The following is a 12,396-nucleotide window of genomic DNA, read 5'->3' on the forward strand; positions in this document are numbered from 1 at the left end:
AGCGATGAAGTTGAGGAGTTCCCCGGCGGCCATGGTGATCGTCGACGGAACGGACATCCACCACGACCTGATCGGCGCCGCACTGGCGCTCCAGGAGATCGTCGTCGAAGCCGGCATCCCCGCCGCGCGGGCGGTGGGGATGGACCGCTTCGACGACCCCATGCCCGCGACCGCGGAGGCGGACGTCTACGTCGTCTACCGGTCCGGCATCACGTTCGACCCGCGGCAGCAGAAGGCCCTGTCCGACCTGGTCGCGGGCGGCAAGGGCCTCGTGGCGCTGCACGCAAGCAACCTCTTCGGCTTCGGGGACGGAGGCATGGAGGCGGACCGCGAGGCGTTCGCGCTGGTCGGCTCCCGGTACGTCTCCCACGGTGACGAAGGCTCCGAGGGGCGCTTCGAGGTGAAGGTGCGAGAAGGGCATCCGGTGACCCGGCACCTGGGCGACTTCGCCATCGACGACGAGTTCTACGTTCTCGAGTACGCCCCCGGCGTCGAGGTCCTCGCCGAGCGTCCGGCGGGCACCGGCACCGAGCCGGTCGCCTACGTACGCGATCACGGCGCCGGGCGCGTGTGCTACATCGCGCTCGGACACGATTCCCGGGCGTGGGGCAACCCCTGGTTCCGCCAGCTGGTGCGGCAGGCGACGCTCTGGGCGGCCGGCGTCCCGGATGAGGAGATCGCGTCGTGGTCGACGCGCTGGCCCCTCGGCAACGGGCGGAAGATCGGAGACGGAGCATGAGCCCGCCGCCGATCGCCGCGCAGCTGTGGTCCCTGCACGACGAGGCGTCCCGTGACCTGCTGGGAGTGCTGCGGCGCGTCGCCGAGATCGGGTATTCCGCAGTCGAGACCATCAGCCTCTACGGCCACTCCCCGGCCGCGGTGCGCGAGGTGACCGACGGGCTCGGCATCACCGTCTGCAGTGCCCACGCCCCCTTCCCGGCCGGAGACGGCGCCGCGGCGATCCTCGACGAGTACGAGGAGCTCGGGGTCTCGACGCTCGTCTGGAGCCTGGAGCCCGAGGAGTTCACCACGCTCGACGGGATTCTCCGCGGGGCGGAACGGGTCAACCAGGCGGCCGCGAACGCCGCCGGGCGCGGCATGCGAATCGCCTACCACAACCATTTCGCGGAGTTCGAGAACGCCTTCGGCGGTGAGCGGGCGTACGACATCCTGCTCCGCGAGCTCGATCCCTCGGTCGTCCTCGAACTCGACACCTACTGGGCCCGGACGGCGGGGCTCGAACCGGCGCCGCTCGCGGCGTCGCTCGGCGACCGCCTGGAGTTCGTCCACCTCAAGGACGGCCCGGCACGGGGCATGGACGACTTCATGCTGCCCTTCGGCCAGGGAGTGGTCGACGTCGAAGGCGCCGCGCGTGCGAACCCGGCGGTCAGGTGGAACATCGTCGAGATGGACCGCGCCCGTCAGGACATGTACGCGTTGCTGCGCGACTGCTACGACCATCTGGTCGGACGCGGACTCGCGACGGGAAGGCGTCACGTGGAGGGTCCCGGGGCGGACAGCGAGCTGGGGCGGCGATGAACCGGCTCAGAGTGCTGTTTCTCGGCGGCACGGGTGTGCTCAGCGCCGCCTGCGTTCGCGAGTTCCTCGCCTGGGACGTCGATCTGACCGTCCTGACCAGGGGCAGGACGCACCTGCGCCCCCTGCCCGAAGGCGTGCGGTCGCTCACCGCCGACGTGCGCGACGACCCTGCGACGCGCGCCGTGCTCGGTGACGAGACGTTCGACGTCGTCGTGAACTTCATCGGGTACACCCCCGAGGACGTCCGGGCCGACGTGGCGCGGTTCGGCGGCCGCACGGGCCAGTACGTCTTCATCTCGACGGGTTCGGTGTACGCGCGGCCCGCGCCGTCGCTGCCGATCGTGGAGTCCTCCGCGCGGCGGAACAACGGATTCGAATATCCCACGCAAAAACTCCGCTGCGAGGAGGTGCTGGAACAGGCCTATCGCTACGAGGACTTCCCGGTGACGATCGTGCGGGCGGCCCACGTCTACGATGAGATGGTGATCCCGAACCTCGCCGGGTGGACCACCGTCGCCCGCTGGCGGGCGGGGAAACCGGTGGTCGTGCACGGCGACGGGACCTCGCTGTGGAATCTCCTGCACGCGCGTGATTTCGCCCGCGGCCTCGCCGGGCTGATCGTCAATGGGCGTGGAGTCGGGGAGAGCGTTCATATCACTTCGGATGAGCTGCTCACCTGGGACGAGATTCATTTCTCGCTCGCGCGCGCCGCGGGCGTCGAGCCCCGAATCGTGCACCGGTCGAGTGAGGACATCGGGCGGGTAATCGCGTGGATGGGGCCGGTACTCGGCGAGGATTTCCGCCACTCGGTGATCTATGATAATTCCAAGATCAAGCGGCTTGTCCCGGAATTCTCCCCGCGGGTGCCGTTCACTCAGGGGGCGCGTGAGATTCTGGAGTGGTTCGACGCGGATCCATCGCGTCAACGCGTCGACGGTGACGTCGACGCGGCATTCGATCGCCTGGTCGGAGATCGCGATGGATGACGGCCGACGGTGCGGATCAGACATGACGAGGACGCTGTGTTCGCCGGAAGACGGATGAGGTCAGGGAAGGACATGGACAGGGTGAACATCGTGCCCCAGGCGACTCTCATCGCGTCCGACAATCCCGAGCCATTGTGGGTGCAGGCGGCCGAGGTGATCGAGCGCCGCGTGCGGGAAGGGGCTCTCCCCGCCGGAAGGCGCCTGCCCGCCGAGCGTGACCTGTGCGCCCAGTTGGGCATCAGCCGGGTGACGCTGCGCCGTGCGCTCCAGCACCTGGTCGAGGAAGGGATTCTGCGCTCGTCGCACGGCCGCGGCTGGTACGTCGCGGCTCGTACCGACCGCGAGTGGCCGAACTCCCTCGAGTCGTTCACCGAGACGGCGCGCCGCAAGGGCCTGGTCTCGACGTCGAAGGTCATTCGTGCCGAGGTCAGGGCGGCGTCCCTCGACGAGGCGGACGAGTTCGGCGTGGTCGCGGGCACCGACCTGTTCGTACTGGAACGCGTCCGCATGCTGGATGGCGTCCCGATAGGAGTCGACGCCTCCCGCGTGGCACTTCATCTCGCCCCCGGGCTCGCCGGCGCGGACTTCTCGCGCGCGTCACTGCTGGAGGAACTGGCCGGAGCCGGCGCGGAACCCATCGTCGCCGAGTCGATGATCGAGGCCAGAGGGTGCACGGTCGAGATCGCTCCGCACCTGGATCTCCGGCCTGGAGAGCCGGTGCTGGTCATGTACCAGTCCATGGTCGACGCCACCGGGCGCGTCGTGCTCGTGTCGACCATCACCTACCGGGGCGACAGGTATCGCCTGCGGACTTCCTTCGTCCGGGGCGGCGGAAGCTCCGTTTGACGGCGCGGCCGGTCCACAGGCGACACGAACGACGTCACCTCCAGACCACCTGAAGACAGGACCCGGTACTCCGGCCGGGCGTGTTCCCGGACCCCGGACGCACGAGTGCCATCGCGCCGCCGGGCGGCCGCATGACACGTGCCGCACCATCCAGCACGAGAAGTTCATTGAGTACCACTGTCCGCAGAAGAGGCAAGCTGGCATAACCTTGGTATGCTGTGGTCTGCAGTGGCATTCATGAGAAATCTGTGGTCTGCCGCGATAGGGGTGCGCGCGTGGAGAGCACCGGCGCACAACCCGTGAACCAGAAAAGGGAAAGAAGCTGAAATGGCCGGATCGAGGATCCCCTATGTCGAGGGCCGGGCGACCCAGCCCGCAGCGCTCGAACGCGTCGCGGCCCACCTGGCGGCGCGGCTCGCCGTCCTTGGCTCCGAGGGCGGCGCGCTGGCCTCGTGCTCGCGACCGGTCTTCGTCGGCATCGGGGCGAGCTACGCCGCCCTCGCGTTGCCGCTGGAGATGCTGGCCTCCGGCGGAGTCCTCGCGCGCCGCGAGATGGCCGGAGAGATCGGATCCGGCATCGAGTTCACCGGCGCCGACCTGGTGATCGGGGTCTCGCAGTCGGGGCGCAGCCCGGAGACCATCGACGCCCTCGCCCTGGTCCCTCGCGAGCGGCGGGCCGCCGTGGTGAACGTGGTTCCATCGCGCCTCGGCGACTCGGTCGCCCACCGCCTCGACCTCGGCGATGAGCCCGACAGCTACGCCTCCACCATCGGGTACACCGCCACCTTGATGGCGCTCGCGATGATGGCGCGCACCATGCTGGGACGTCCCGCCGGCGAGGTGGCGGCCGAATGGTCCGGCATCGGACCCGCGCTCGTGCGCCACGAGACCGCTCTCGCTCCCGTCGTGGACCAGGTGGCCCGGCTGGCCGAGAACGTGGTCGCCGCCGACGTCGTGGCCTCGGGCGCCGCGCGTTCCGCCTCCGAGTCGGGCGCGCTGCTGCTCCGCGAGGTCTGCCGCGTCCCCTCATCCGCCCTGGTCACCCGCAACTACCTGCACGGCGAGATGGAGTCGGCGGGCGGGACCCTGCACGTCGTCGTCGGCGACGGCCGCGAGGTGGAACTGGCACGCAGCCTCGCGGGCGCGGGCCACCTCACCCTGTGCGTCACCTCCGCCGCCGTCGACCCAGGCGGCCACCTGCACGTGGTGCCGATTCCGGGCGACGCTCCCCTGCCCGTGCGCACCTTGCTCCAGACCCTGGTGATGCAACGGCTCGCGGGGTCGATGGCCGAGGTTCGCGGCGTGGAGATCGAGGACTTCGTCTTCGACAACACCGACACCAAGATCGAGGAGCCCGTCGGATGACAGGCCTCCTGGCCGGCGTCGACGTCGGGGGCACCAAGACGCACATCCGGCTGGCAGACCCGCGGACCGGACAGATCATCGCCGACAGCACGCTGCCGAGCTCGGGGTGGCAGACGCGCTCTCTCACCGACGCGGCGGTCTGGCTGGCGGAGCGGGTCTATCCCCTTGTGCCGGCCGGTGACCGGATCCTCCACATGGTCGCCGGAGCGCAAGGATGCGAGACCGAGGAGCACTGCGGCGCCCTGGCACGCGAACTGGGCGCCACGATGAGCGCCCCGGCGACGGTCGTCAACGACGCCGAACTGCTGGTGCCGGCGGCCGGGCTGGAAAGCGGCATCGGCCTGGTCTCCGGCACGGGCGCCGTCGCCGTCGGCAGGCACCGCGAAACGGGCCGCTTCATGTCCGCCGGAGGCTGGGGATGGGTCCTGGGCGACGAGGGATCCGGCTCCGCGCTCGTCCGCGACGCCGCCCGGGCAGTGCTCGCGCGCGCGGACGAAGGCGCGGGCACGGACGAGCTCGAGGTCGCGCTGCTCCGGTCGTTCGACGTCCCGGGCCTGGCCGAGCTCGCGGCCACGATGAGCTGGGACTCAGGCGTGGAGACCTGGAGCGCGCACGCTCCCGTGGTCTTCGCCGCCGCGGAGCGGGGGTCGGAGCTGGCGGCGACCGTGATCAGGGACGGCGGCAGGGCTCTGGCCCGGCTCGTGGTGTGCCTGGTCCGGCGGGGCGCCGGCGGCGCGGCCGTCGTGGTCGCGGGCGGAGTCATCGTGAACCGGCCACGCCTGCGAGAGCTGTTCGAGAACGAGCTGGCCTCCCAGCTGCCCGAGATGCCCGTCACGGTCCTGCGGGCGCCGCCCGTCCAGGGGGCCGTCGAGCTGGCGCGGCGTGCCGTCTGAGGCGAGGAGAAGGACATGCGGTACTCACAGGTCGTCGCGCCGCGCACGTCGGAGGTGGCCGAGGTCCCGGACCTGCCACCCGGCGCCGGGGAGGTCAAGATACGGGTGCTGGCGTCGGGGATCTGCGTGTCGGAGCTGCCCGTGTGGGCGGACCACGACGGCACCGACCCCGTACGCCTCGGACACGAACTGAGCGGTGAGATCGTGGAGGTCGGCTCCGGGGTGCATGGCTGGTCCGCCGGAGACCGGGTCACGGGCTTCGGGTCCCCGGTGTTCGCGGACACCGTGAACATCCAGGCGAGGTCGCTGCTCCCCGTTCCCGCCAACGTTCCGGCGCGAGCGGCGCTCGGCGAACCCGTCGCCTGCGTCGTCGAGGCCCTGTCCAGGTGCGATCTGCGGCCTGGGCAGCGGGTCGCCGTCGTGGGTCTCGGATTCATGGGGCTGACGGCGCTGCAGGTGGCGGCGAGCCGCGCGCCCGCCGGCATCGCCGGCGTCGACCCGGCGCCGCACCTGCGCGAGCTGGCCTTGGAGCTGGGGGCCGGCGACGTTCTCATGCCGGAGGAGGCCGCGGACGACCTGCGCGCGAAGTTCGATGTGGTCGTCGAGTTCTCCGGGAGCGCGTCCGGGCTGGGCCTGGCGGGCGACCTCGTCGCGGAGCACGGTGTGCTGTGCGTCGCCGGGTACCACCACGAAGGCCGCCGCGATCTGGACATCGAGCTCTGGTACCGCGGGGTCACGATCGTCAACGGCTTCACCAGCCGGCGATGGCGCCTGATGGAGTCGATGGCCGAAGGCCTCCATCTGATGTCCGAACGCCGGCTGACCCTCGAGCCCCTGATCACCCACAGTGTCACGCTGAACGACGTGGACAGGGGATTCGCCTACTTCGGCGACCGCCCCTCGGGGTTCGTCAAGTGCGTCGTCATTCCTTGACCGTGGCGAGCGCGAGTCGATGGATCGTCAGGGCCGGTAGCCGGTCTTGTATGCCTGGGCGCACTGGTCCTACCCCTTGACGATGCGACCAGATGGTCTCTAGCGTGACTTCGATCACACGCCCGGTGCGCCCGTTCCGGCGTTGCCCGACCCGCACGAGGGGTGCCCGCTCCGCGCGGATCCGCTCCAGGCGTCCGGCGAAAGGGGATTCGATGTGCGACCCCGTCGCGAATTCTGCCCGGCACGCGGACAGTGGAGTGAGCCGGCGCCGGTTCCTGACCTTCCTGGTCGCCGCCCCGACGCTGACGCTCGCGACCGGCCTGGCTCCTGAGGCGGCCCTGCCCGCGAACGCCGAGACGGCCCTGCCCGGCCTCCCGCAGCCCGCGGACATCATGGACCTCGGCGAGATACTCATCCTCGCCGGAACGCCGACGGCGCATCTGCTGGTGCTGGAGGTGACCGAAGAGGGCGAGGCCCACTTCGAGCTGCCCCGCGCGGAGGTGGGCCAGGGCATCACCACGGCGGTGGCGATGCTGGTGGCCGAGGAACTGGACCTCCCGCTTTCCAAGGTGCGGGTCCGGCTCGCCGACGCGCGGCCCGAGCTGCTGATGAACCAGCTCACCGGCAGTTCCAACACGATCCGCTCGGTCTACGGCCCGGTGCGCCGGACGGCCGCCGCCGCGCGAGCGCGCCTGATCGCCGCGGCCGGCGCGCAGTGGGGCCTGCCGGCCGACCGGCTGGTCACCCGGGACGGCGCGGTCGTGGCGCCGGACGGGCGCACGGCCCCGTTCGGCTCGCTCACGACCATCGCGGCGAAGCTCTCCCTGCCGGATCTCACCGTCACGCCGAAGCCGGAATCCGAGCACCGGCTGGTGGGCACGCCGGCCTCGCGTATCGACGCCCGTGCGATGGTCACGGGCCAGATGCGGTACACGCTCGACCTCGACGTGGCCGGCGCCAAGCCCACGATGGTGCGGCGGCCACCGACGATCAACGGCACGGTGCGGTCGGTGAACAACGAGGCCGCGGTGCGGGCCATGCCCGGTGTGATCGATCTCGCCGTCGTCCCGACCGGCGTCGCCGTCATGGCCGAGACGTTCGGGCAGGCGCTGGACGCCAAGGACGCGCTCCAGGTCACCTGGAACGGCGGGACCGTCGACACCCTCTCGGACGCCGACATCCGCCTGCGGCTCCGCGCCGCCGCGCTGCCGTTCGTGGTGCCGCCGCTGCTGACCCTGCACCTGGACGCGGAGTTCGACTTCGCCTTCGTCAGCCACGCGCCGCTGGAGACCAACTCCGCGATCGCGGACGTGCGCGACGACCGGGCCGAGATCTGGGCCGGGCTCAAGTCCCCGATCGTCGCCAAGCAGACCATCGCCGCGGCGGTAGGCCTGCCGGCGGACCGGGTCACCGTGCACGTGACGCAGAGCGGCGGCTCGTTCGGCCGCAGGCTGTTCTTCGACGGCGCGCTCGAAGCGGCGCGGATCTCCAAGGCGATGCGCAAGCCGGTCAAGCTGATGTGGTCGCGGATCGACGACATGCGGCATGGCCGGGCCCGGCCGGCGACCCACCACAAGATCCGCGCCACCTACGCGCTCGGGCAGGTGCTGACCTACGAGCACCGGGTGGCCGCCGTGGAGACCGACTTCCGGCATGGTCTCGGCGAGATGCTCACCGCCGTCGCCGCCGACCTCCCGGTGGGCGGCGACCTGACCTTCGCGCAGACGGTGTTCCTCACCACGGTGAAGGTGCCCTACGACTTCGGGGTCGTGACCGAGCTGCTCAGCGAGGTGCCGCTGAAGATGCACACCGCGAGCTGGCGGTCGGTCTACTCGGCCAACACCCGGGGCGCCGAGGAGATCCTCGTCGACGAGCTGGCGAAGAAGATGGGCCAGGATCCGGTCGCGTTCCGCCGCAGGTTCCTCAAGACCGCCCGGCAGCGCGCGGTGCTGGACAAGGTCGCCACCGCCGGGAGCTGGGGGCGCGCCATGCCCGCGGGCTTCGCCCAGGGCGTCGGGTTCCACGAGGAGTACAAGTCCTGCACGGCCTGCCTGGTCGAGATCGACGCGCGCGACCCGAAGACGCCGAGGGTGGTCAAGGCGGTGATCGCGGCCGACGTCGGCCGCCCGATCAACCCGCGCGGGCTGGAGGCGCAATTGCTCGGCGGCCTGACCGACGCGATCTCCACGACGCTGCGCGCGGGCCTGCACATCGACAAGGGCCTGCCGCTGGAAGGCAGCTACTCACAGTTCCACTACGCCCGGCAGAAGGATTCACCGTCCGACGTGCAGATCTTCATCATGCCGGCCGGCGGCGAGCCGGGCGGCGCGGGCGAGCTGGGCGTCCCGGCCGCGGTCGGCGCGATAGCCAACGCCTACGCACGCGCCACAGGCCGCAAGCCGCGCGGCTTCCCGATCAACTTCGACGTCGACTTCACCCCGTTCCCTCGTTGAGGAGCAGCAACGTGCCCACCTACTCCTTCTCCGTGAACGGGAGGACCGTCACCGTCGACGCGCCCGCCGACCTGCCCCTGCTGTGGGCGCTGCGCGACAGGCTCGGTGTGAAGGGGCCCAAGTACGGCTGCGGCATCGATGTCTGCAAGGCCTGTACCAGCCACCTCGACGGGAAGGCGATCAACCCGTGTGTCGTCCCGCTCTCCGAGGTGGAAGGCAGGGAGGTCACCACGATCGAGGGCCTCGCCGACGGTGACAAGCTGCACCCGGTGCAGGAGGCCTGGCTCGAGCAGGACGTCGCACAGTGCGGCTACTGCCAGCCCGGCCAGATCATGGCCGCCGTCGCGCTGCTGAAGACGACCGGCGATCCCACCGACGCGGAGATCGACGCGATCCAGAACGTCTGCCGCTGCGGCACCTACTTCCGGATCCGGGAGGCGATCAAGAGCGCGGCGGCGAAGATGCGCAAATAGATCCGGTGAATGCACCATTCCCGGCAATCTGTTCACCGGACGTCAGACCGTGTCGAACGCGCCGTCCCGCACGCCGCTGATGAAGGCGGCCCACTCTCCCTTCCCGAAGATCAGGATCGGCCCGTCGGGTCGCTTCGAATGGCGCACGCCGACGCTTCCATCCGAGCGTCGCGTTACCTCTACGCATTCACCGTTGCCGAGGCTCCACCTGCTCTTGTGCCAAGACTCCGTCGAGGCATTCCCGTCGCCCATGCAGCCATCCTCACCATAGGATCTACAGAGATATGCCCTACTGGCGGGAAGATCTAACTTTTAGGTGTTTGTCAGGGTATGGAGAAGTTCGACCGACTTGTCGGGCGGCAAGGCCGCGTCTTCCAGGCTCTCGAGAAGGCGGGTGTACTTGAAGGTGATCTCCTCGTTGTCGGCCAGCACCGGAGAACTCAAGTCGTCGACGTAGATCACGTCGGGATAGAGCCGGCCGAGGGTCTCGACCTCAGGGAATCTCAACAATACGAAATTGCTGAAGTCCACGGGATGCGGATGGGACAACGGCAGGACGCGAATCGTCATATTGGGGAACTCGGTCAGCCGTAGCAGATGGCGCAGCTGTCCCCGCATGACGCTCTCGTCGCCGAAGCACCGCAGCAGAACGGCCTCGTCGATGACCGTGGAGTACCGCACGCCGTCCGGATCCGCCAGCCGCTCCTGCCGCCGCAGCCTGAACTGGGTTCGGCGCTCCACCTTGCCCGGGGTGAGGGTGTCCACCGGACGATGCAGGCTGTTGACCGCGCGAGCGTAGTCGGCCGTCTGCAGCAACCCCGGTATCACGGTGCTCTGCCAGCTCCAGATCTCGTCGGCCTCCGCCTCGAAGCCGACGAATGTGATGACGGGCTCCGGGAGGTCATCGGAGTATGACTCCCACCACGCCTTCCCCGCCGCCCCTCGGGCCAGGGCCAGGAGGCGTTCTCGTGTCTCGTGGTCGGTACCGTACCTGTCCAGGAGCGCCGCCACATCGTCCGCGTGCGGGATCACCTGGCCGTTCTCGATCCGGGACATCTTCGAGGTGGACCATCTGAGCTGTTTGGCGACCTGGACGCCATTGAGGTCGGCCTCGCCACGGAGCCGTCTCAGCTCGGCCGCGAGCCTGCGACGGCAGACGGTCGGGCTGAGTTCGCGCACCACCGGCCGCCTCCTCTCAGCAATTCGTAAGTGATACCCCTCCGGTGGAGGCGCAACGCTCGCCGGGACGCCTGAATATTATCCCGGCGGGTGTCCCGTATACCTTCCCAGCGGGAATTGCAGCGGGTGTCCCTTCCGCTCATTCTGAGACCAGCCCCTTCAGGCGAGCGGGGCAGGAAAGCAGCCAAGATGAGCCAGCCGCAGGAGTGGCGGGCGCCGCGACTTCCCGAAGTCGGCGCGCATCCGCCCTAGGACCTTCTCCCCTCGGCCCCCAACGAGCGCGCCTCGCACGAAACGGGCCGGGCCGGCGGCTCTCACCCGCCGGCTCAGCCCACTGCTTCAGACGCTTTCCCCTCGTTGTCAGAAGGATGCGTGCTGTATGACCGAGCGTAACAATGTGCGTGCGTATTTCAAGGCCCTGTTCCATGACCTCGACCGGGCCATCTGGGCGCGGGATGACGCGTTCGCCCGCCGAGCCGGCTGGCGGATCAGCAGGACGCGGTTCGGCGGCCGCGCATACCGGGACCCTCGTTTCGACGATCTGAGGATCGCCCGCACGCGGGACGGCTGCCGGGAACCTGCCCCGGCGGAGCGCGCTCCCAAGGAAAGGAGCGGATCAGGAGGTGGTGTTCCGCCTATGCGGGGGTTTCATCGGCGGGCCAGGACATCCGCGTAGCCATCCGGACATCCCCCGAGCGACCGGACTTCTCGCCGTCCTCGGGATGATCTGGCGCTGGCGCGTAGAAGCGGCGGCCGTCACCGCCACGGCCGGCCTCACCGGCTGGATGGTGGACGGCTCCGGCCTGCCGTTCGCCTGGCTGATGCCGGCCGGCGTCGTCCTCGCCTGTATAGGAACCCCGGTCATCCGGCAGGGCATCGGCGACCGGGTCAGAGCCCTGGTGATCAGGCACCGTTTCCAGGGGCTCTGCCTGGACACCGCGATGCGGACGAGGAAGGGCAGACTCCCGCTGGTGCTGACCACCACCGTAGTGCCGGGCGGGGCGCTGCTGCTGCTCTGGCTTCGCAGAGGGCTCACCGCGGAGCTCGTCGCGGACTACCTGCCGGAGATCCGCAGCGCGTGCTTCGCCGAGCACGTGACCATGACCCCGCACCACCTCGGCCCTCATCTGATCATGCTGGAGATCAGCCGCTAGCCCGGCGACCCGGGTGGAGCGCCGCCCGGGTCGGTCCGAGATCGCTCGGACCGGATGACCGGCGGGCACGGCGCTCTTGGGCCACCGTGCGCGCAGGCATCGGCCGGGGCAACCTTCGATCAAGTGTCGTTGCACGTGTGGCTGTTTTGGCTTCTGTGGCCAGTGTTATAGGGCATCATCGTCGCGTTGTGTCCGTGGACCGGGATGAGGACGGCACCGTCACGCCGGGCCGTACGCGAGAGTAGGTAGTCGGTGTCCTCGATGAACCATGTCGATGTGCAGTCGGTCCAGGTCCCCGTGTGGCGAAAGAGCAGCCACAGCATGGCGAACGGGGAGTGCGTCGAGGTGGCCGGAGGCCTTCCCGGCGCCCGCATCGGGATTCGGGACTCCAAGGACTCCTCCGGCCCGATCATTACCTTGCCGGTCGAGGCGTGGACGCACTTCGTCGGAGGTCTGAAGTCGGCAGGCCTCTGACACCGGCACGCCTCTGGCGCCCTCGCGCAGGGATCATGCGCTAGGGCGCTGTCAGGCGCGGGGGCGAAGGGGATGCCGGGCCGTTCGTGTTCGCGGTCCAG

At 69.7% G+C, this 12,396-nt stretch carries 13 protein-coding genes; 11 read left to right on the top strand and 2 right to left on the bottom strand.

The genetic code is table 11. The features are described 5' to 3' along the window. Positions 1–4: 4 nt before the first annotated feature. The 9 genes from MYF83_RS23595 (at position 5) to MYF83_RS23635 (ending at position 9,488) form a co-directional block, all read left to right on the top strand. Entirely contained in the window at positions 5–739 is a 735-nt protein-coding gene (locus MYF83_RS23595) for a ThuA domain-containing protein (protein ID WP_248962806.1), read from the top strand. Then, positions 736–1,539, top strand: a complete 804-nt coding sequence (locus tag MYF83_RS23600) for a sugar phosphate isomerase/epimerase family protein (RefSeq protein ID WP_248962807.1) — start codon at positions 736–738, stop codon at positions 1,537–1,539. Before MYF83_RS23595 ends, MYF83_RS23600 begins: the two co-directional genes overlap by 4 nt. Continuing rightward, positions 1,536–2,525, top strand: coding sequence for an NAD-dependent epimerase/dehydratase family protein (locus tag MYF83_RS23605; RefSeq protein WP_248962808.1), 990 nt, complete (start codon positions 1,536–1,538; stop codon positions 2,523–2,525). Before MYF83_RS23600 ends, MYF83_RS23605 begins: the two co-directional genes overlap by 4 nt. A 90-nt stretch (positions 2,526–2,615) precedes the next feature. Further along, a complete protein-coding gene (locus tag MYF83_RS23610) occupies positions 2,616–3,371 on the top strand; it encodes a GntR family transcriptional regulator (RefSeq protein WP_248962809.1) in 756 nt (251 codons plus the stop codon). A 327-nt stretch (positions 3,372–3,698) separates the two neighbouring features. Further along, a complete protein-coding gene (locus MYF83_RS23615) occupies positions 3,699–4,736 on the top strand; it encodes an SIS domain-containing protein (RefSeq protein WP_248962810.1) in 1,038 nt (345 codons plus the stop codon). After that, on the top strand, positions 4,733–5,629 hold the full coding sequence (locus MYF83_RS23620; RefSeq protein WP_248962811.1) for an N-acetylglucosamine kinase: 897 nt from the start codon (positions 4,733–4,735) through the stop codon (positions 5,627–5,629). The genes MYF83_RS23615 and MYF83_RS23620 overlap by 4 nt, the downstream gene beginning before the upstream one ends. A 15-nt stretch (positions 5,630–5,644) precedes the next feature. Continuing rightward, entirely contained in the window at positions 5,645–6,562 is a 918-nt protein-coding gene (locus MYF83_RS23625) for an alcohol dehydrogenase catalytic domain-containing protein (protein ID WP_248962812.1), read from the top strand. Positions 6,563–6,819: 257 nt separating this feature from the next. Continuing rightward, positions 6,820–9,015, top strand: coding sequence for a xanthine dehydrogenase family protein molybdopterin-binding subunit (locus MYF83_RS23630; RefSeq protein WP_248962813.1), 2,196 nt, complete (start codon positions 6,820–6,822; stop codon positions 9,013–9,015). A gap of 11 nt (positions 9,016–9,026) precedes the next feature. Then, positions 9,027–9,488 carry a (2Fe-2S)-binding protein gene (locus tag MYF83_RS23635; RefSeq protein ID WP_248962814.1) on the top strand — a complete coding sequence of 154 codons (462 nt, stop codon included), beginning with the start codon at positions 9,027–9,029 and terminating at the stop codon, positions 9,486–9,488. Positions 9,489–9,530: 42 nt separating this feature from the next. Here the strand turns inward: MYF83_RS23635 and MYF83_RS23640 are convergent, their stop codons facing one another. Both MYF83_RS23640 and MYF83_RS23645 read right to left on the bottom strand, forming a co-directional pair. Beyond that, complete coding sequence (locus tag MYF83_RS23640) at positions 9,531–9,740, bottom strand: DUF397 domain-containing protein (RefSeq protein ID WP_248962815.1); 210 nt, start codon at positions 9,738–9,740, stop codon at positions 9,531–9,533. Between the two features lie 60 nt (positions 9,741–9,800). Further along, complete coding sequence (locus tag MYF83_RS23645) at positions 9,801–10,670, bottom strand: helix-turn-helix domain-containing protein (RefSeq protein ID WP_248962816.1); 870 nt, start codon at positions 10,668–10,670, stop codon at positions 9,801–9,803. Positions 10,671–11,290: 620 nt separating this feature from the next. Between MYF83_RS23645 and MYF83_RS23650 the strand changes: the two genes are divergently transcribed. Then, a complete protein-coding gene (locus MYF83_RS23650; RefSeq protein WP_248962817.1) occupies positions 11,291–11,821 on the top strand; it encodes a hypothetical protein in 531 nt (176 codons plus the stop codon). A 261-nt stretch (positions 11,822–12,082) separates the two neighbouring features. Then, positions 12,083–12,295 (top strand): DUF397 domain-containing protein, encoded by a 213-nt coding sequence (locus MYF83_RS23655; protein WP_248962818.1) that lies wholly within the window; start codon positions 12,083–12,085, stop codon positions 12,293–12,295. Positions 12,296–12,396: the final 101 nt, after the last annotated feature.

Origin of the sequence: Sphaerisporangium perillae, from assembly GCF_023276435.1 — a bacterium.
GTDB lineage: Bacteria > Actinomycetota > Actinomycetes > Streptosporangiales > Streptosporangiaceae > Sphaerisporangium > Sphaerisporangium perillae.

Excerpts from the sequence above, each read along its gene's own strand:
- MYF83_RS23620 (WP_248962811.1), top strand. The coding sequence starts at position 4,733 with ATGACAGGCCTCCTGGCCGGCGTCGACGTCGGGGGCACCAAGACGCAC.
- MYF83_RS23615 (WP_248962810.1), top strand. The coding sequence starts at position 3,699 with ATGGCCGGATCGAGGATCCCCTATGTCGAGGGCCGGGCGACCCAGCCC.
- MYF83_RS23655 (WP_248962818.1), top strand. The coding sequence starts at position 12,083 with ATGAACCATGTCGATGTGCAGTCGGTCCAGGTCCCCGTGTGGCGAAAG.
- MYF83_RS23595 (WP_248962806.1), top strand. The coding sequence starts at position 5 with ATGAAGTTGAGGAGTTCCCCGGCGGCCATGGTGATCGTCGACGGAACG.
- MYF83_RS23600 (WP_248962807.1), top strand. The coding sequence starts at position 736 with ATGAGCCCGCCGCCGATCGCCGCGCAGCTGTGGTCCCTGCACGACGAG.
- MYF83_RS23605 (WP_248962808.1), top strand. The coding sequence starts at position 1,536 with ATGAACCGGCTCAGAGTGCTGTTTCTCGGCGGCACGGGTGTGCTCAGC.
- MYF83_RS23640 (WP_248962815.1), bottom strand. The coding sequence starts at position 9,740 with ATGGGCGACGGGAATGCCTCGACGGAGTCTTGGCACAAGAGCAGGTGG.
- MYF83_RS23625 (WP_248962812.1), top strand. The coding sequence starts at position 5,645 with ATGCGGTACTCACAGGTCGTCGCGCCGCGCACGTCGGAGGTGGCCGAG.